This window comes from Citrobacter sp. Cb041 (assembly GCF_030336655.1).
Lineage (GTDB): Bacteria > Pseudomonadota > Gammaproteobacteria > Enterobacterales > Enterobacteriaceae > Citrobacter > Citrobacter braakii.
In genome coordinates, this window is record NZ_JAOWDD010000028.1 from 738,124 (window position 1) to 756,354 (window position 18,231).

An 18,231-nucleotide genomic window follows, 5' to 3' on the forward strand; every position below is an offset into this window, starting at 1 on the left:
TACTTTTGTTACTGATTTGTAAAACTTATTTGCAAGCGTCCGCCAGACCGTCGAGATAACGTTCTGCATCGAGCGCGGCCATACAGCCTGTGCCCGCAGAGGTGATCGCCTGGCGATAAATATGATCCATTACGTCACCGGCTGCGAAGACCCCCGGAATGCTGGTTTGTGTGGCATTACCGTGAATACCGGACTGAACTTTGATGTAGCCGTTTTCCAGTTCAAGCTGACCGTCGAAAATGGCGGTATTCGGGCTGTGACCGATAGCGACAAACAATCCGGCAACGTCAAGTGACTCCACATTGTCAGTGTTTTGCGTATCACGCAGGCGCAGCCCGGTTACGCCCATTTGATCGCCGGTTACTTCTTCCAGCGTGCGGTGGGTGTGCAGCACGATGTTGCCGTTTTCAACTTTATCCATTAAACGCTTGATGAGAATTTTCTCAGCGCGGAAACTGTCGCGACGGTGAATCAAATGCACTTCAGATGCGATATTCGCCAGATACAGTGCTTCTTCAACCGCAGTGTTGCCACCGCCAATCACCGCAACTTTTTGATTACGGTAGAAGAAACCGTCGCAGGTTGCGCAGGCGGAAACGCCGCGGCCTTTGAACGCTTCTTCTGAAGGCAGGCCCAGGTAACGTGCTGAAGCGCCGGTAGCGATGATCAGTGCGTCACAGGTGTACTCTCCGCTATCGCCGGTCAGACGGAAAGGGCGGTTTTGCAGATCAACTTTGCTGATGTGATCAAAAATGATTTCTGTATCAAATTTGGTCGCATGTTCGTGCATACGCTCCATCAGCAGCGGGCCAGTGAGATCGTGCGGATCGCCAGGCCAGTTTTCCACTTCTGTTGTTGTGGTCAGTTGACCACCTTTTTCCATACCGGTAATCAGTACCGGTTGCAGGTTAGCGCGTGCAGCGTAGACCGCAGCGGTATATCCCGCAGGGCCTGAGCCCAGAATAAGAAGTTTACTGTGTTTGGTTGCGCCCATGAGATCCCCATAGTTGTTGGCAGGCAATGAGCAGGATTGTAGGGAATTTACAGGCGTAAAAAAAGAGTATGGCGATTTTGTTAACAATATGTGTAATAGCAGAAACCGATGAGCGGGGGAATAAGTCGTAATACTATAACGATTTCTACTAAAAATCGGTCAGTTATAAGGTGATAAAATGACGATTTTCCATCACTGCGAATGAATAACTGGCATGTTGTACTAAAAATCGATGTTTTGCTTTGACAATCACCTGCTGTTTTGCGAAAACAGTCAAGGAAGAAAAAAAATGTGTCATGTATGTGCTGCATAATCATGCATGTAGATACCATGTTTACCGTGTTAGCGAAATCTACGCATGGTGTGGACAGATGCCATTCGTGATGTCGATAGCCGCCGACAGGCAACGGTCTTCTCACCATAAGCCCAGGCATTACAAACCGAAAATCCCTCTGGGTTGCGGTTTATTTTGATGGGTAGCGACTCTGAACAGTGATGTTGGTAGAGTCAGGCAGGAGTAGGGAAGGAATACAGAGAGACAATAATAATGGTAGATAGTAAGAAGCGCCCTGGCAAAGATCTCGACCGTATCGATCGTAACATTCTTAATGAGCTGCAAAAGGATGGGCGTATTTCTAACGTCGAGCTTTCTAAACGTGTGGGACTTTCACCAACGCCCTGCCTTGAGCGTGTGCGTCGGTTGGAAAGACAGGGTTTTATTCAGGGCTATACAGCGCTGTTAAACCCGCATTATCTGGATGCATCACTTCTGGTTTTTGTTGAGATTACTCTGAATCGTGGCGCCCCGGATGTGTTTGAGCAATTTAACTCTGCAGTACAAAAACTTGAAGAAATTCAAGAGTGTCATTTGGTTTCCGGTGATTTCGACTATTTGTTGAAAACACGCGTACCGGATATGTCGGCGTACCGTAAGCTGTTGGGGGAAACCCTGCTGCGTCTGCCTGGCGTGAATGACACACGTACTTATGTCGTAATGGAAGAAGTCAAACAGAGCAATCGTCTGGTAATTAAGACGCGCTAACACGGAACAGGTGCAAAATCGACGCAGTTTGATTACACTCCTGTTAATCCATACAGCAACAGTGCCGGGGCAACCCGGTGCTGTTGTCCGTTTTAGCATCGGGCAGGAAAAGCCTGAAACCTGGAGAGCCGTTTTTGAGCCAGGAATACACTGAAGACAAAGACGTCACATTGACGAAGTTAAGCAGCGGGCGCCGACTCCTGGAAGCGCTACTGATCCTTATTGCCCTTTTTGCCGTCTGGTTGATGGCTGCCTTACTCAGCTTTAACCCTTCGGATCCCAGTTGGTCGCAAACCGCGTGGCACGAACCTATCCATAATCTGGGGGGAATACCCGGAGCATGGCTGGCAGACACACTGTTCTTTATTTTTGGCGTCATGGCCTACACCATTCCCGTCATCATTGTCGGCGGCTGCTGGTTTGCATGGCGACACCAGGCCAGCGACGAATACGTCGATTATTTTGCCGTTTCGCTGCGTATTATTGGCGTTTTGGCGCTGATCCTTACCTCCTGCGGGCTTGCCGCAATCAATGCCGATGACATCTGGTATTTCGCCTCTGGCGGCGTGATCGGCAGCCTGCTCAGCACCACGTTGCAACCATTACTGCACAGTAGCGGCGGTACGCTGACGCTATTGTGCATTTGGGCTGCGGGATTAACGCTGTTTACCGGCTGGTCATGGGTGAGCATTGCGGAAAAACTGGGCGGCTGGTTACTCAATATCCTGACGTTTGCCAGCAACCGTACCCGTCGCGACGATACCTGGGTCGATGACGAAGAATATGAAGATGAAGATGAGTCTTTCGACACCGCTGATGGCAAACCTCATGAATCGCGTCGGGCGCGTATTCTGCGCGGTGCGTTAGCGCGCCGTAAGCGTCTGGCGGAGAAATTTACCAACCCGCTTGGCCGTCATACTGATGCCGCGCTGTTTTCCGGCAAACGCATGGATGATGAAGACGAAATTGAATACAGCGCTCGTGGCGTGGTTGCCGATCCTAACGATGTGCTGTTCTCCGGTAATCGTGCGACGCTGCCTGAATATGACGAACTTGACCCACTGCTGAATGGTCATTCGGTGACAGAGCCAGTTGCCGCCGCAGCTGCAGCGACAACGGCAGCTCAGGCCTGGAGCGCACCGGTTGATCCGCTGCTGCAAACATCGCCAGTGACCAATACGGTTATGGAACAACCGGCCCCAGCCGTGGCCTGGCAAGCCGTGCCTGGTCCGCAAACCGGTGATGCGGTGATTGCGCCAGCGCCTGAGGGGTATCCTCAGCCAGCCCACTACGCACAGCCACCGGTGCAGCAGCAGTATGAACCATGGCAGCAGCCGGTTGTGGAAGAAAGTCCGCAGCCGCAGGGATTTACCGCGGAGCACAACTGGCAGCCTGAACCTGCATATCAGCCGGAGCCCGTGCAGCAACCTGTTTATCAGCCGGAATCAACCTTTCAACAAAACGCCGCGTTCCAGCAGCCTGCGGTTGAACAACCGCCTGTAGTGGAACCTGAGCCGGTGGTTGAAGAGGTTAAACCGACTCGTCCGCCACTCTACTATTTTGAAGAAGTTGAAGAGAAACGTGCACGTGAGCGCGAGCAACTGGCCGCCTGGTATCAGCCGATTCCAGAGCCTGCTCAAGAGCCTGAACGTGTTAAGCCGTCTATGCCGACGGCAGCATCCATACCGCCCGTTGAGTCAGTTGCTGCCGCTGCGCCGCTGGCCGCCGGGGTGAAAAACGCCGCTTTAGGGGCGGGTGCGGCTGCCGCAGCTCCTGTCTTTAGTCTTGCGGGTAGCGGTGCGCCGCGTCCACAGGTGAAAGAGGGGATTGGTCCGCAGTTACCGCGTCCGAATCGTGTGCGCGTGCCTACTCGTCGGGAGCTGGCGTCGTATGGCATAAAACTGCCGTCACAACGTATGGCTGAAGAGAAAGCGCGCGAAGAGCATCTTGATACAGATGCGTACAGTGACGAAGAAATTGACGCAATGCAGCAAGATGAGCTGGCGCGTCAGTTCGCCCAGTCGCAGCAGCACCGCTATGGCGAGGAGTATCAGGATGATGCCAGTCAGACTGATGATGATTCAGCCGCAGAAGCAGAACTGGCTCGCCAGTTTGCCTCTTCCCAGCAGCAGCGCTATTCCGGTGAACAGCCTGCCGGAGCGAATCCGTTCTCGCTTGATGACTTTGAATTTTCGCCAATGAAAACGCTGGTGGATGATGGTCCGCATGAGCCGCTATTTACTCCAGGCGTAATGCCGGAGCCTGCGCCGCAGTACCAGCAGCCTGTCACACCGCAGCAGCATTACCAGCAGCCAGCGCAGCCTGTCGCACCACAGCAGCATTATCAGCAACCAGCGCAGCCTGTCGCAGCGCAGCAGCATTACCAGCAGCCAGCGCAGCCTGTCGCACCACAACAGCATTACCAGCAACCGGCGCAGCCTGTCGCACCACAGCAGCATTATCAGCAGCCAGCGCAGCCAGTCGTACCGCAGCAGCATTATCAGCAGCCGGCGCAGCCTGTTACACCATCGCCGCAGGATAGTCTGATCCATCCGCTCCTGATGCGTAATGGCGACAGTCGTCCGGCGCACCGTCCAAGTACGCCGCTGCCATCATTGGATCTGCTCACGCCGCCGCCGAGTGAGGTTGAGCCGATAGATACTTTCGCTCTGGAGCAAATGGCTCGTCTGGTGGAGGCTCGTCTGGCGGACTTCCGCATTAAAGCCGATGTGGTGAACTACTCTCCTGGTCCGGTCATTACCCGCTTTGAGCTTAATCTTGCTCCTGGAGTTAAAGCGGCGCGTATTTCCAACCTGTCGCGAGATCTGGCGCGTTCATTATCGACCGCAGCGGTACGCGTGGTCGAGGTCATTCCGGGCAAACCGTATGTCGGGCTGGAGTTACCCAACAAAAAACGTCAAACCGTTTATCTGCGCGAAGTGTTGGATAACGCCAAATTCCGTGATAACTCATCTCCGCTGACCGTGGTACTGGGTAAAGATATTGCGGGCGAACCGGTAGTTGCCGATCTGGCGAAAATGCCGCACCTGCTGGTGGCAGGGACAACCGGTTCCGGTAAGTCGGTTGGGGTGAACGCCATGATCCTCAGCATGTTATACAAGGCGCAGCCGGAAGACGTTCGCTTTATCATGATTGACCCGAAAATGCTGGAACTGTCGGTTTATGAAGGCATTCCGCATTTGCTGACTGAAGTTGTGACCGACATGAAAGATGCTGCCAACGCCCTGCGCTGGAGCGTCAATGAAATGGAACGTCGCTACAAGCTGATGTCGGCGCTTGGCGTGCGTAACCTTGCCGGTTATAACGAAAAAATTGCTGAAGCCGCCCGTATGGGGCGTCCGATTCCGGACCCGTACTGGAAGCCGGGCGACAGTATGGATGTTCAGCATCCGGTGCTGGAAAAACTGCCGTATATTGTTGTGCTGGTGGATGAATTCGCCGACCTGATGATGACCGTGGGTAAAAAGGTGGAAGAACTGATTGCTCGTCTGGCGCAAAAAGCGCGTGCGGCGGGGATCCACCTGGTGCTGGCGACCCAGCGACCGTCGGTTGACGTTATCACTGGTCTGATTAAAGCGAACATCCCAACGCGTATCGCCTTTACCGTGTCCAGTAAAATTGACTCGCGTACCATCCTTGACCAGGGCGGCGCGGAATCGCTGTTGGGTATGGGTGACATGCTGTATTCCGCACCAAACTCAACGATCCCAGTGCGTGTACACGGCGCCTTTGTACGTGATGAAGAAGTTCACGCTGTGGTTCAGGACTGGAAAGCGCGCGGTCGTCCACAATACGTTGACGGCATTACGTCTGACAGCGAAAGCGAAGGCGGCGGTGGCGGCTTTGATGGTGGCGAAGAGTTGGATCCGCTGTTCGATCAGGCGGTAAACTTTGTCACCCAGAAACGCAAAGCCTCAATCTCCGGCGTCCAGCGTCAGTTCCGTATCGGTTACAACCGAGCGGCGCGTATCATCGAACAGATGGAAGCGCAGGGAATTGTCAGCGAGCAAGGGCATAATGGTAATCGTGAAGTGCTGGCTCCGCCGCCCTTCGAATGATTGCAAAGTTAAGTAATTCAGTATTTTCTACTTTCCTCATGCTGATTTTTGGCCTGAAATGGATAGCAGAGGGATCTCCCCGTTGGGAGTGACGTATTTTGAGGAATAACAATGAAAAGAATCGCAATCACCTGTGCATTATTGTCGAGCTTTGTGGTGAGCAGCGTGTGGGCAGATGCTGCCAGCGACCTGAAAAGCCGCCTGGATAAAGTCAGTAGCTTCCATGCCAGCTTTACTCAGAAGGTCACGGACGGTAGCGGTGCGGCGGTGCAGGAAGGTCAGGGTGACTTATGGGTTAAACGTCCTAATCTGTTTAACTGGCATATGACGCAGCCTGACGAGAGCATCCTGGTTTCCGATGGTAAAACGCTGTGGTTCTTTAACCCGTTTGTTGAGCAAGCGACTGCGACATGGCTGAAAGACGCCACGGGCAACACGCCGTTCATGCTGATTGCGCGTAACCAAGCCAGCGACTGGCAGCAGTACAATATTAAGCAAAATGGCGATGATTTCGTGCTGACGCCAAAAACCAGCAGCGGTAACCTTAAGCAGTTTACTATCAATGTTGGGCGTGACGGGACGATCCACCAGTTCAGCGCCGTTGAACAAGACGATCAGCGCAGCAGCTATCAGCTGAAATCTCAGCAGAATGGTGCGATTGAATCCTCTAAATTCACCTTTACCCCGCCGCAAGGTGTAACGGTTGACGATCAACGTAAGTAGAGGCGTGTGAGTGAGCAATCTGTCGCTCGACTTTTCTGATAATACTTTTCAGCCGCTGGCCGCGCGTATGCGGCCAGAAAATTTAGCGCAGTATATCGGCCAGCAGCATCTGCTGGCTGCGGGCAAACCCTTGCCGCGCGCTATCGAGGCCGGGCATCTGCACTCCATGATTTTATGGGGACCGCCGGGGACCGGGAAAACGACGCTTGCCGAAGTTATTGCCCGTTACGCCAACGCCGATGTCGAACGAATTTCGGCAGTTACGTCTGGCGTTAAAGAAATTCGTGAAGCGATTGAGCGTGCGCGTCAGAACCGTAACGCGGGTCGACGCACGATCCTGTTCGTGGACGAAGTTCACCGTTTTAATAAAAGCCAACAGGATGCGTTTTTACCGCATATTGAAGACGGTACCATTACGTTTATTGGCGCCACCACTGAAAACCCCTCGTTTGAGCTCAATTCGGCGCTGTTGTCGCGTGCACGCGTTTATCTACTGAAATCGTTAACTTCCGACGACATTGAACAGGTGCTGGACCAGGCGATGTCAGACAAAGCGCGTGGTTATGGCGGCCAGGATATTGTTCTGCCGCCAGAAACGCGTCGGGCTATTGCCGAACTGGTTAATGGTGACGCGCGGCGGGCGCTGAATACGCTGGAAATGATGGCCGATATGGCCGAAGTTGATGATTCCGGCAAGCGCGTATTGAAACCAGAATTGCTCACCGAAATTGCCGGTGAACGTAGTGCGCGTTTCGATAATAAAGGCGATCGTTTTTACGATCTCATCTCCGCATTACACAAGTCGGTACGTGGAAGCGCCCCAGATGCGGCGCTTTATTGGTATGCGCGAATTATTACCGCTGGTGGCGATCCGCTGTACGTTGCCCGTCGCTGTCTGGCGATTGCCTCAGAAGATGTCGGCAATGCCGATCCCCGCGCCATGCAGGTGGCGATTTCCGCATGGGACTGTTTTACCCGCGTGGGACCCGCGGAAGGCGAACGCGCGATTGCTCAGGCGATTGTTTATCTGGCCTGTGCGCCGAAGAGTAATGCGGTTTACACCGCCTTCAAAGCCGCGCTGTCTGATGCCCGCGAACGTCCGGATTACGACGTGCCGGTTCACCTGCGCAATGCGCCGACTAAGCTGATGAAAGAGATGGGCTACGGTCAGGAGTATCGTTATGCCCATGATGAGCCTAATGCCTATGCCGCCGGAGAAGAGTACTTCCCGCAGGAAATGGCACAAACGCGCTATTATCGGCCCACAAACAGAGGTCTTGAAGGCAAGATTGGCGAAAAGCTCGCCTGGCTCGCCGGACAGGATCAAAATAGCCCTATAAAACGCTACCGTTAGTGTTATCGTTGCGGTAATGTTGTCTCTGTATCCCTGTGACCGCAGGCTGTGGTCATTTTCTCCTATTTTAATTCGATAAGCACAGGATAAGCATGCTCGATCCCAATCTGCTGCGTAATGAGCCAGACGCAGTCGCAGAAAAACTGGCAAGCCGGGGCTTTAAGCTGGATGTAGATAAGCTGCGCGCTCTTGAAGAGCGTCGTAAAGTTCTGCAGGTACAAACTGAAAACCTGCAGGCAGAGCGTAACTCGCGATCGAAATCCATCGGCCAGGCAAAAGCGCGCGGGGAAGATATCGAGTCTTTACGTCTGGAAGTGAACAAACTGGGCGAAGAGCTGGATGCCGCGAAAGCTGAACTTGATACCTTACAGGCCGAGATCCGCGACATTGCGCTGACTATTCCTAACCTGCCAGCGGACGACGTTCCGGTGGGTAAAGATGAAAATGACAACGTCGAAGTCAGCCGCTGGGGTACTCCGCGTGAGTTTGATTTCGAAGTGCGCGATCACGTTACCCTGGGTGAAATGCACACGGGTCTTGATTTCGCCGCGGCGGTTAAGCTGACCGGCTCTCGTTTTGTTGTTATGAAAGGGCAGATTGCGCGTATGCACCGTGCGCTGTCTCAGTTCATGCTGGATCTGCATACTGAACAGCATGGCTATAGCGAAAACTACGTCCCGTATCTGGTTAACCATGACACGTTGTACGGTACAGGCCAACTGCCAAAATTCGCTGGCGATCTGTTCCATACCCGTCCGCTGGATGAAGAAGCTGATAGCAGCAACTATGCGCTGATCCCAACGGCAGAAGTTCCGCTGACCAACCTGGTGCGCGACGAGATCATTGATGAAGATGCGCTGCCGATCAAAATGACTGCGCATACGCCGTGCTTCCGTTCTGAAGCAGGTTCTTACGGTCGTGACACGCGTGGTCTGATCCGTATGCACCAGTTCGATAAAGTTGAGATGGTGCAGATTGTTCGCCCGGAAGATTCGATGGACGCGCTGGAAGAGATGACCGGCCATGCCGAGAAGGTCCTGCAACTGCTGGGTCTGCCGTATCGCAAAATCATCCTGTGCACTGGCGACATGGGCTTCGGCGCATGCAAAACTTACGATCTGGAAGTGTGGATCCCGGCGCAGAACACCTATCGCGAAATCTCCTCTTGCTCCAACGTGTGGGATTTCCAGGCTCGTCGTATGCAGGCGCGTTGCCGCAGTAAATCCGACAAAAAGACCCGTTTAGTGCATACTCTGAACGGTTCCGGTCTGGCGGTTGGGCGTACGCTGGTTGCGGTAATGGAAAACTATCAGCAGGCTGATGGCCGCATTCAGGTTCCGGAAGTATTACGTCCGTACATGAATGGCCTGGAATTCATCGGCTAAGCTACCTTTCTCTGCTAAAAAAGCGCCTCAGGGCGCTTTTTTTATGCCCGTTTGACGTCGGACAATAACGACTACTCCCATAGGGGTAATACTGACTTCGAATGAAAGTCAGTATTTTTCTCTGTCTTTTAGCAAATTCAGTTTCTACCAGCCCGTATATCGATATTAACGTTATATAAAAAACTATACATCGAATATTTGTATTTTGTTTATTGTGAGCAGCAGAGTGAGCCACTATGAAAACTAAGATCCCCGATGCCGTGCTGGCAGCTGAGGTTACTCGCCGAGGTTTGGTGAAAACGACGGCGATAGGCGGACTGGCGGTGGCCAGTAGCGCGTTTACCCTGCCATTTACCCGGATTGCAAATGCTGCAGAAGCCCTTAATCCGACGCCGATTAATGAGAAAGTGATCTGGAGCGCGTGTACGGTGAACTGCGGCAGCCGCTGCCCGCTGCGTATGCATGTGGTCGACGGTGAAATAAAGTATGTCGAAACCGACAACACCGGCGATGACAACTATGACGGTCTGCACCAGGTACGCGCCTGTCTGCGTGGTCGTTCCATGCGTCGCCGAGTCTATAATCCCGATCGTCTGAAATACCCGATGAAACGCGTTGGTAAGCGTGGCGAAGGAAAATTTGAGCGCATCAGTTGGGATGAAGCCTACGACATCATTGCCAGCAATATGCAGCGTCTTATCAAAGACTACGGCAATGAGTCTATCTACCTGAACTACGGTACCGGTACGCTGGGTGGCACTATGACGCGCTCGTGGCCGCCGGGTAAAACGCTGGTAGCACGGTTGATGAACTGCTGCGGCGGCTATCTTAATCACTACGGTGACTACTCTTCAGCGCAAATCGCTGCCGGGTTGAACTATACCTACGGCGGCTGGGCTGACGGTAACAGCCCGTCCGACATTGAAAACAGCAAGCTGGTGGTTCTGTTCGGTAATAACCCTGGTGAAACCCGTATGAGCGGGGGTGGGGTAACCTATTACCTTGAACAGGCGCGACAGAAATCCAATGCCCGCATGATCATTATCGATCCCCGTTATACGGATACCGGTGCGGGGCGTGAAGATGAATGGATCCCGATCCGTCCTGGTACTGATGCGGCGCTGGTCAATGGTCTGGCGTATGTCCTGATCACCGAAAATATGGTTGACCAACCGTTCCTCGACAAATACTGCGTGGGTTACGACGAGAAAACCTTACCGGCCGACGCGCCGAAGAACGGTCACTATAAGGCGTATATTCTTGGGCAGGGTAAGGATGGCATTGCCAAGACCCCGGAGTGGGCGGCGCAGATTACCGGTATTCCCGCTGAACGTATCGTCAAACTGGCGCGTGAAATAGGTAGCGCTAAACCGGCATACATCAGCCAGGGGTGGGGACCGCAGCGTCATGCTAACGGTGAAATAGCGACCCGCGCCATTTCTATGCTCGCTATCCTGACCGGTAACGTTGGGATCAACGGCGGCAACAGCGGGGCGCGTGAGGGCTCATACAGTTTGCCGTTTGAGCGTATGCCAACGCTGGAAAACCCTGTTGAAACCAGCATCTCGATGTTCATGTGGACGGACGCGATTGAGCGAGGCCCGGAGATGACGGCCCTGCGTGACGGCGTACGCGGCAAAGACAAGCTCGATGTTCCTATTAAGATGATCTGGAACTATGCCGGTAACTGTCTGATTAACCAACACTCTGATATTAACCGCACGCATGAAATCCTCCAGGACGAGAAGAAGTGCGAGATGATCGTCGTCATCGACTGTCATATGACTTCCTCGGCGAAATACGCAGACATTTTGCTGCCGGACTGCACTGCCTCCGAACAGATGGATTTTGCGCTGGATGCCTCATGCGGGAACATGTCCTATGTGATTTTCACCGATCAGGCGATCAAACCACGCTTCGAATGCAAGACTATCTACCAGATGACCAGCGAGCTGGCGAAGCGCCTTGGCGTTGAGCAGCAGTTTACAGAAGGTCGTACTCAGGAAGAGTGGATGCGCCATCTGTATGAGCAGTCGCGCAAAGCGATTCCTGAACTGCCTACATTTGAAGAATTCCGTCAGCAAGGGATCTTTAAACAGCGCGATCCGCAAGGACATCATGTGGCGTACAAGGCATTCCGTGAGGATCCTAAAGCCAATCCGCTGACCACGCCGTCAGGTAAGATCGAAATTTATTCGCAGCAGCTTGCCGAGATCGCGGCAACCTGGGAACTGCCGGAAGGTGATGTAATCGATCCGCTACCGATTTATACCCCAGGCTTTGAAAGCTTAAACGATCCGCTGGTGGAGAAATTCCCTTTGCAGCTGACCGGCTTCCACTATAAGTCTCGCGTTCACTCGACCTATGGCAACGTGGACGTCCTGAAAGCATCCTGCCGCCAGGAAATGTGGATCAACCCGATGGATGCGCAGCGACGCGGTATTAACAACGGCGACAAGGTACGTATCTTTAACGATCGTGGTGAAGTGCATATTGAGGCGAAAGTGACGCCACGTATGATGCCCGGCGTGGTGGCATTGGGCGAAGGGGCCTGGTATGACCCGGATGCAAAACGCGTGGATCAGGGCGGTTGTATTAACGTCCTGACGACCCAGCGTCCGTCTCCTCTCGCAAAGGGGAATCCGTCACACACGAACCTTGTCCAGGTTGAAAAGGCGTAAGGAGTAACCGATGACAACCCAGTATGGATTTTTTATTGATTCCAGCCGTTGCACCGGTTGCAAAACCTGCGAACTGGCCTGCAAAGATTTCAAAAATTTAACCCCGGAAGTCAGCTTCCGCCGCATTTATGAATACGCAGGCGGCGACTGGCAGGAGGACAACGGCGTCTGGCATCAGAACGTCTTTGCTTATTACCTCTCCATTGCGTGTAACCACTGTGAAGATCCGGCCTGTACCAAGGTTTGTCCGAGCGGTGCGATGCACAAACGTGAAGATGGTTTTGTCGTTGTCGACGAAGATGTTTGCATTGGCTGCCGGTATTGCCACATGGCCTGTCCTTACGGCGCGCCACAGTACAATGCTGAAAAAGGGCATATGACTAAATGTGATGGCTGCCATGAGCGCGTCGCTGAAGGCAAGAAACCTATCTGCGTGGAGTCCTGCCCACTGCGTGCGCTGGATTTTGGTCCGATTGAAGAGCTGCGCAAAAAACACGGTACTTTGGCTGCGGTAGCGCCACTGCCGGGCGCGCACTTTACCAAACCAAGTATTGTCATCAAACCTAACGCCAATAGCCGCCCGACCGGGGATACTACAGGTTATCTGGCCAATCCGAAGGAGGTGTAAGATGGGAAGTGGATGGCATGAATGGCCGCTGATGATCTTCACTGTCTTCGGACAGTGTGTAGTTGGTGGCTTTATCGTTCTGGCGCTGGCGTTGATGAAAGGGGACTTACGCCCTGAATCGCAGCAGCGCGTGATTGCCTGCATGTTCGGGCTGTGGGTATTAATGGGCATTGGCTTTATTGCTTCCATGCTCCACCTGGGCTCACCGATGCGCGCCTTTAACTCACTCAATCGTATAGGGTCTTCTGCGTTGAGTAATGAAATTGCCAGCGGCTCAATTTTCTTTGCCGTTGGCGGCATCGGCTGGCTGCTGGCAACGCTGAAAAAAATGTCGCCCGTATTACGCAATCTGTGGTTAGTTGTCACCATGGTACTGGGCGTGATTTTTGTCTGGATGATGGTGCGAGTGTATAACACCATCGATACTGTGCCGACCTGGTACAGCATCTGGACGCCGCTGGGCTTCTTCCTGACGATGTTTATGGGCGGTCCGCTGCTGGGATATCTGTTGCTGAGAATTGCTGGCGTGGACGGTTGGGCGATGCGCCTGTTGCCGGCTATTTCAGTGCTTGCTCTGGTCGTGAGCGCCATCATGTCTGTAATGCAGGGGGCTGAACTGGCGACGATCCACAGTTCCATTCAACAGGCGTCTGCGCTGGTTCCGGATTACGGCTCGCTGATGGCGTGGCGGATTGTCGCTCTGGCCTTAGCGCTGTGCTGCTGGATTGTACCGCAAGTGAAAGGCTACCAGCCTGCAGTTCCACTGCTTTCCGTCGCGTTTATTCTGCTGTTAGTCGGCGAGTTGATTGGTCGTGGCGTGTTCTACGGTCTGCATATGACCGTCGGTATGGCGGTTGCCAGCTAAATGACAAACCGGGGCATAGCCCCGGTTTTTTACTTCTGTTTAGTTAACGTGTCGTAGCTGGTCATCAGATTGCGATAATCAGGAATGTGATTAGAGAACAGCGTCGCCAGACCTTCGATATCGTTGCGCCAGTCGCGATGCAACTCACATGCGACACCAAACCACGTCATCAGTTGAGCACCGGCCTGGGACATCCGATCCCATGCTGAATGGCGAGTAATTTCATTAAACGTACCCGACGCATCGGTTACGACAAAGACATCAAAACCTTCTTCAATAGCCGAGAGCGCAGGGAAAGCAACGCAAACTTCCGTCACGACACCGGCAATAATCAGCTGTTTTTTACCGGTCGCTTTCACTGCTTTCACGAAATCTTCGTTATCCCACGCGTTAATGTTTCCGGGGCGAGCAATATAAGGCGCATCGGGAAATTGAGCTTTCAGTTCCGGTACCAGTGGCCCGTTTGGTCCTGTCTCGAAACTGGTTGTCAGAATGGTTGGGAGTTTGAAGTATTTTGCTAAGTCGCCGAGGGCAAGCACGTTGTTTTTAAATTTATCGGGATCGATATCCCGAACCAGAGAGAGCAGGCCAGCCTGATGGTCGACCAGCAGTACTGCCGCATTATCTTTATCAAGTCTTACGTAAGGTTTAGTCATGATATTTCTCCTGTTCAGCATCAGTGGGGGAAATTTGATGAGTTTAAGTCTACAGAAAGAACGATATATGGATTAGATACCTAAATAAGAACTCACTGTTCTATTTTGAAGACAATGCAGATCTGCATCCCGCATAGAGTTTAGTAAGAAATAAAAGTAAGGGGAGTCCATGAAATTTTTCGACTGAACGCAACGCGAGATTTTTGTTTTAGATCAATAAAAACAAGCAGATGTGTTTTTGTGTTTTTTATCTATTCACATTAAGAATCAGTAATGCAAATCGATCGTCCGGAAAGCGCCTCAGCCCTTTGATTGCGCCGATTGACAATGTTTTTGGCAGTGGCATGATGCGCATGAAATTTGAACTTCCTCACGGTTTTTATTCATGTCCATCTATACCCGTCCCGTCATGCTGTTGCTGTGCGGGCTGCTTCTGCTGACCCTGGCGATCGCCGTGTTAAACACGCTCGTCCCGCTTTGGCTCGCCCATGAAAATCTGCCCACCTGGCAGGTAGGTGTGGTGAGTTCTTCCTACTTTACCGGCAATCTGGTAGGGACGTTGCTGACCGGGTATTTAATAAAACACCTTGGTTTTAATCGCAGCTATTACATTGCCTCGCTTATTTTTGCCGCGGGCTGTATCGGCCTGGGGGTTATGGTGGGGTTCTGGAGCTGGATGACCTGGCGTTTTATCGCCGGTGTTGGCTGCGCCATGATTTGGGTGGTAGTGGAAAGTGCGCTGATGTGCAGCGGGACTTCGCGTAATCGCGGACGCTTGCTTGCCGCCTATATGATGATCTATTACGTGGGGACGTTTTTAGGCCAGCTACTGGTCAGTAAAGTATCAACAGAATTGATGAACGTCCTGCCGTGGGTGACGGGTACGATCCTGGCTGGCGTTTTGCCATTGCTCTTTACGCGCATTGCCAATCAGCAGGGTGATGAACAGCAGTCTACTCCTATTACCTCCATGCTGAAGTTGCGGCAGGCGCGTCTGGGCGTTAACGGCTGTATTATTTCCGGGATTGTGCTGGGGTCTTTGTATGGCCTGATGCCGCTGTATCTCAACCATCAAGGGGTGAGCAACGCCAGCATTGGTTTCTGGATGGCGGTTCTGGTTAGCGCCGGTATTCTGGGGCAATGGCCGATTGGCCGCCTGGCAGACAAGCTGGGGCGCCTGCTGGTTTTACGCGTACAGGTCTTCGTGGTTATCGTCGGAAGTATCGCCATGCTGAATCAGGCGGCGATGGCGCCTGCGTTGTTTATGTTGGGTGCGGCAGGTTTTACCCTCTATCCGGTGGCGATGGCCTGGGCCTGTGAAAAGGTTGAACATCATCAGCTGGTCGCCATGAATCAGGCATTGTTATTAAGCTATACCGTTGGCAGCCTGCTTGGTCCTTCATTCACCGCAATGCTGATGCAGAATTATTCCGATAATCTGTTATTCATTATGATCGCCAGCGTATCGTTTATTTATCTGCTGATGTTGTTGCGTAGCGCCAGACATACACCGACTCCGGTGGCTCACGTATAAAGCGCGCCAGACGGTATGCAGGCAAAATGTTTGCATACCGTGACTCATTTTCCCATTGCGGGTATGCCGGAAGTTGCGAGGTATTCGCATGCTTTCAGCGTGCAGTGAAGTTGCGCCTGACTGGTCATACTCGTCAGCTGTTGTAAATGCTCCCCTTCATCCAGCCAGCAAACCAGTTTTTGAATCATTTCAATATGTCGGGTGCTGCTGGCAGCCGCCAGGACAATAATTAACCGCACATCTGGATGCCCTGGAAAAGGCACCGCCTCTTTCAGACACAAGAGCGACAGATGTGTCTCACTGCTTATCACTCCTTCTTCCGGACGAGCGTGCGGTAGGGCAAACTCAGGGCTTAAGATGTACCACGGACCCAGTTGTTCTGTTTCACGGATGATTGCCTGAGCGTAGGCGGACGTAATCGCGCCCAGTTCTTCCAGAGGCTGGCAAGCCAGCGTCACGGCCTCCTGCCAGGAGTGGCATTGTTCACGAAACTGATAGGCAGAAAATAGCGCAGATGTCATTGTGTTCTCCTTATTTCAGAGCAGCAGACCGCATTGCGGTCTGCCAACCCGAACTATCTGAGGGCTTCAAAGAGTGCGGTCGCCGAAATACCGTATTTCTCTTTCAACTGGCGGCTATTGCCTGATTCCGTAAACGTGTCTTGTGTCCCCAGTCGGATTAATCTCGTGGTTAATCCTTCCTCCGCCAATACTTCAGCAACCTGTCCGCCAAGCCCACCGGTGATCGTGTGATTTTCAATCGTTGCGATCTGCGGGCAACTGGCAATCAGTTGCAGAAAGCGCTGGCGGTTAAACGGTTTTAGCATGGCGACGTGAATCAGCTTGCCACGTTTTCCCTGGGCGCACAGCTGCACATAACCTGCGCTTGCTTGCTCCAGAACGGTCCCTTCATAGAGAATGGCGAAGTCATTGCCTGAGTCCTCCACGGCGGCGATATCGGTCACTCGCGGAACGGCAGATTTATCGCGCACGGGCATCGGTTCTCGGGCTACGCGAATATAGACCGGACCGGGAATGTTTACTGCCTGTTCAAATGCGGCCTCAACTTCTTCAGCGTCGGCAGGCGTTAGAATTGTGAGCCCCGGCAGTACGCGCGTCAGGGCCAGATCTTCCAGCGCATGATGCGATGCGCCGTCAGGTCCATCATCCATTCCTGGGTGGCTACCAACTAATTTAATGTTAGCTTTGGCGTAGCACGCCTGGCGCAGTTGAGTCCAGGCGGTGCCTGTCACAAACATCGCAAAGTTAACGTAGAACGGAATATTTCCTTCCAACGCCTGGCCAGTGGCAAAGCTCATTGCCGATCCTTCCGCAATACCCATTTCAAAGAAAGCGTCTGGATAGACGGCCTGGAACTGGTCAGTGCGGGTGGAGCTGGCTAAATCACTATCAATGGCGACAATGGGATAGCCCTTTTTTTTCAGGGCAATGAGTGCGTTACCAATTTCATCACGTGGGGCTTTCATCACTGCAACTCCTCCATAGCCTGCTGATATTGTTCGGTGGTTGGGGTTTTTGAATGCCAGTCACCGTTATTTTCCATATAGCTAACGCCACTGCCTTTGGTGGTATGCGCAATAATGGCGACAGGTTTTCCTTTCAGATGGCGTGAAAGCATCAGCGTGTCGGCAACCTGATGCATATCGTTACCGTTATGGAGTTCGAGTACGTGCCAGCCGAAAAGACGCACTTTGTCGGCCAGAGGTTCCAGATTCACCACCTGATTAACGGGGTCGTGGGAGGAAAAACCGTTGTAGTCGATAATCGCCACCAGGTTATCCATCTTCATATGGCCTGCTTGTTGTAGCGTTTCCCAGATTTGTCCTTCGTGCATTTCGCCATCGCCAATGATGGCGAAAACGCGCTGTGATTCCCCCCGCTGTTTTTTGGCCGCCGCCATACCAAAGGCAATGGATAATCCCTGGCCCAGCAGGCCGGTTGTTGCATCGACTTCGGGCAGAGATTTGATGCTAGGGTGCCCCTGTAAACGTGAGTTAATTTGTCGAAAAGTATTAAATTCGCTGCGCTCAATTTTGCCTTTTTGATGCAGCATGGCGTACTGAGCAGCAACCGCATGACCTTTGCTCATGACCACGCGAGCGCGAGGGGCGCAGGAGAAGTCCACCTCTTGATCGTAAATCCAGGTCAGAATGTCGATGATGGACAATGCACCGCCAGGATGGCCAATGCCTGATTCATAAATCATGGTGACAATATCCCGGCGAGCAGCCAGCGCATGGGATTTCAATTCGTCAATATTCATGTTCATT

General features: G+C 52.7%; 14 protein-coding genes. 9 read left to right on the top strand and 5 right to left on the bottom strand.

Features of this window, described 5'->3' with window-relative positions; translation table 11 throughout:
• Positions 1-25 precede the first annotated feature (25 nt).
• Positions 26-994, bottom strand: a complete 969-nt coding sequence (gene trxB, locus OGV52_RS06040; protein ID WP_016152427.1) for a thioredoxin-disulfide reductase — start codon at positions 992-994, stop codon at positions 26-28.
• Positions 995-1,541: 547 nt separating this feature from the next.
• On the opposite strand from trxB, the gene lrp reads away from it, so the two are divergent.
• The 8 genes from lrp (at position 1,542) to OGV52_RS06080 (ending at position 13,751) form a co-directional block, all read left to right on the top strand.
• Positions 1,542-2,036 carry a leucine-responsive transcriptional regulator Lrp gene (lrp, locus tag OGV52_RS06045; RefSeq protein ID WP_002439523.1) on the top strand — a complete coding sequence of 165 codons (495 nt, stop codon included), beginning with the start codon at positions 1,542-1,544 and terminating at the stop codon, positions 2,034-2,036.
• Between the two features lie 134 nt (positions 2,037-2,170).
• Positions 2,171-6,115 (top strand): DNA translocase FtsK, encoded by a 3,945-nt coding sequence (gene ftsK, locus OGV52_RS06050; RefSeq protein ID WP_287108230.1) that lies wholly within the window; start codon positions 2,171-2,173, stop codon positions 6,113-6,115.
• A gap of 111 nt (positions 6,116-6,226) precedes the next feature.
• The gene (gene lolA, locus OGV52_RS06055; RefSeq protein ID WP_279263431.1) at positions 6,227-6,838 is read left to right on the top strand and encodes an outer membrane lipoprotein periplasmic chaperone LolA; all 612 of its coding nucleotides are present in this window, start codon (positions 6,227-6,229) and stop codon (positions 6,836-6,838) included.
• A 10-nt stretch (positions 6,839-6,848) separates the two neighbouring features.
• A complete protein-coding gene (rarA, locus tag OGV52_RS06060; protein ID WP_016152429.1) occupies positions 6,849-8,192 on the top strand; it encodes a replication-associated recombination protein RarA in 1,344 nt (447 codons plus the stop codon).
• Between the two features lie 92 nt (positions 8,193-8,284).
• Positions 8,285-9,577: a serine--tRNA ligase gene (gene serS, locus OGV52_RS06065; protein WP_003831902.1), complete on the top strand. Its 1,293-nt coding sequence runs from the start codon at positions 8,285-8,287 to the stop codon at positions 9,575-9,577.
• A gap of 236 nt (positions 9,578-9,813) precedes the next feature.
• Positions 9,814-12,258, top strand: a complete 2,445-nt coding sequence (gene dmsA / locus OGV52_RS06070; RefSeq protein WP_019076391.1) for a dimethylsulfoxide reductase subunit A — start codon at positions 9,814-9,816, stop codon at positions 12,256-12,258.
• A 10-nt stretch (positions 12,259-12,268) separates the two neighbouring features.
• The gene (locus OGV52_RS06075; RefSeq protein ID WP_003035741.1) at positions 12,269-12,886 is read left to right on the top strand and encodes a DMSO/selenate family reductase complex B subunit; all 618 of its coding nucleotides are present in this window, start codon (positions 12,269-12,271) and stop codon (positions 12,884-12,886) included.
• 1 nt (position 12,887) lies between these two features.
• Positions 12,888-13,751 (top strand): dimethyl sulfoxide reductase anchor subunit family protein, encoded by an 864-nt coding sequence (locus tag OGV52_RS06080; RefSeq protein ID WP_049043008.1) that lies wholly within the window; start codon positions 12,888-12,890, stop codon positions 13,749-13,751.
• 29 nt (positions 13,752-13,780) lie between these two features.
• On the opposite strand, the gene ycaC is transcribed toward OGV52_RS06080, so the two are convergent.
• Positions 13,781-14,407 carry an isochorismate family cysteine hydrolase YcaC gene (ycaC, locus tag OGV52_RS06085; protein ID WP_016152433.1) on the bottom strand — a complete coding sequence of 209 codons (627 nt, stop codon included), beginning with the start codon at positions 14,405-14,407 and terminating at the stop codon, positions 13,781-13,783.
• 385 nt (positions 14,408-14,792) lie between these two features.
• Here ycaC and OGV52_RS06090 point away from each other — a divergent pair, with 385 nt between their 5' ends.
• Complete coding sequence (locus OGV52_RS06090; protein WP_016152434.1) at positions 14,793-15,941, top strand: MFS transporter; 1,149 nt, start codon at positions 14,793-14,795, stop codon at positions 15,939-15,941.
• 44 nt (positions 15,942-15,985) lie between these two features.
• Here the strand turns inward: OGV52_RS06090 and OGV52_RS06095 are convergent, their stop codons facing one another.
• From OGV52_RS06095 to OGV52_RS06105, 3 genes are read right to left on the bottom strand one after another with little or no spacing between them, the layout of a single operon-like run.
• Positions 15,986-16,462 carry a PTS sugar transporter subunit IIA gene (locus OGV52_RS06095; RefSeq protein ID WP_287108232.1) on the bottom strand — a complete coding sequence of 159 codons (477 nt, stop codon included), beginning with the start codon at positions 16,460-16,462 and terminating at the stop codon, positions 15,986-15,988.
• 53 nt (positions 16,463-16,515) lie between these two features.
• Entirely contained in the window at positions 16,516-17,427 is a 912-nt protein-coding gene (locus OGV52_RS06100; protein ID WP_047501183.1) for a transketolase family protein, read from the bottom strand.
• Positions 17,427-18,224: a transketolase gene (locus OGV52_RS06105; protein ID WP_016156111.1), complete on the bottom strand. Its 798-nt coding sequence runs from the start codon at positions 18,222-18,224 to the stop codon at positions 17,427-17,429. Before OGV52_RS06105 ends, OGV52_RS06100 begins: the two co-directional genes overlap by 1 nt.
• Between the last annotated feature and the right edge of the window lie 7 nt (positions 18,225-18,231).

Coding starts and splice junctions, on each gene's coding strand:
- trxB (WP_016152427.1), bottom strand. CDS start 994: ATGGGCGCAACCAAACACAGTAAACTTCTTATTCTGGGCTCAGGCCCT.
- lrp (WP_002439523.1), top strand. CDS start 1,542: ATGGTAGATAGTAAGAAGCGCCCTGGCAAAGATCTCGACCGTATCGAT.
- lolA (WP_279263431.1), top strand. CDS start 6,227: ATGAAAAGAATCGCAATCACCTGTGCATTATTGTCGAGCTTTGTGGTG.
- serS (WP_003831902.1), top strand. CDS start 8,285: ATGCTCGATCCCAATCTGCTGCGTAATGAGCCAGACGCAGTCGCAGAA.
- dmsA (WP_019076391.1), top strand. CDS start 9,814: ATGAAAACTAAGATCCCCGATGCCGTGCTGGCAGCTGAGGTTACTCGC.
- OGV52_RS06075 (WP_003035741.1), top strand. CDS start 12,269: ATGACAACCCAGTATGGATTTTTTATTGATTCCAGCCGTTGCACCGGT.
- OGV52_RS06080 (WP_049043008.1), top strand. CDS start 12,888: ATGGGAAGTGGATGGCATGAATGGCCGCTGATGATCTTCACTGTCTTC.
- ycaC (WP_016152433.1), bottom strand. CDS start 14,407: ATGACTAAACCTTACGTAAGACTTGATAAAGATAATGCGGCAGTACTG.
- OGV52_RS06090 (WP_016152434.1), top strand. CDS start 14,793: ATGTCCATCTATACCCGTCCCGTCATGCTGTTGCTGTGCGGGCTGCTT.
- OGV52_RS06095 (WP_287108232.1), bottom strand. CDS start 16,462: ATGACATCTGCGCTATTTTCTGCCTATCAGTTTCGTGAACAATGCCAC.
- OGV52_RS06100 (WP_047501183.1), bottom strand. CDS start 17,427: ATGAAAGCCCCACGTGATGAAATTGGTAACGCACTCATTGCCCTGAAA.
- OGV52_RS06105 (WP_016156111.1), bottom strand. CDS start 18,224: ATGAATATTGACGAATTGAAATCCCATGCGCTGGCTGCTCGCCGGGAT.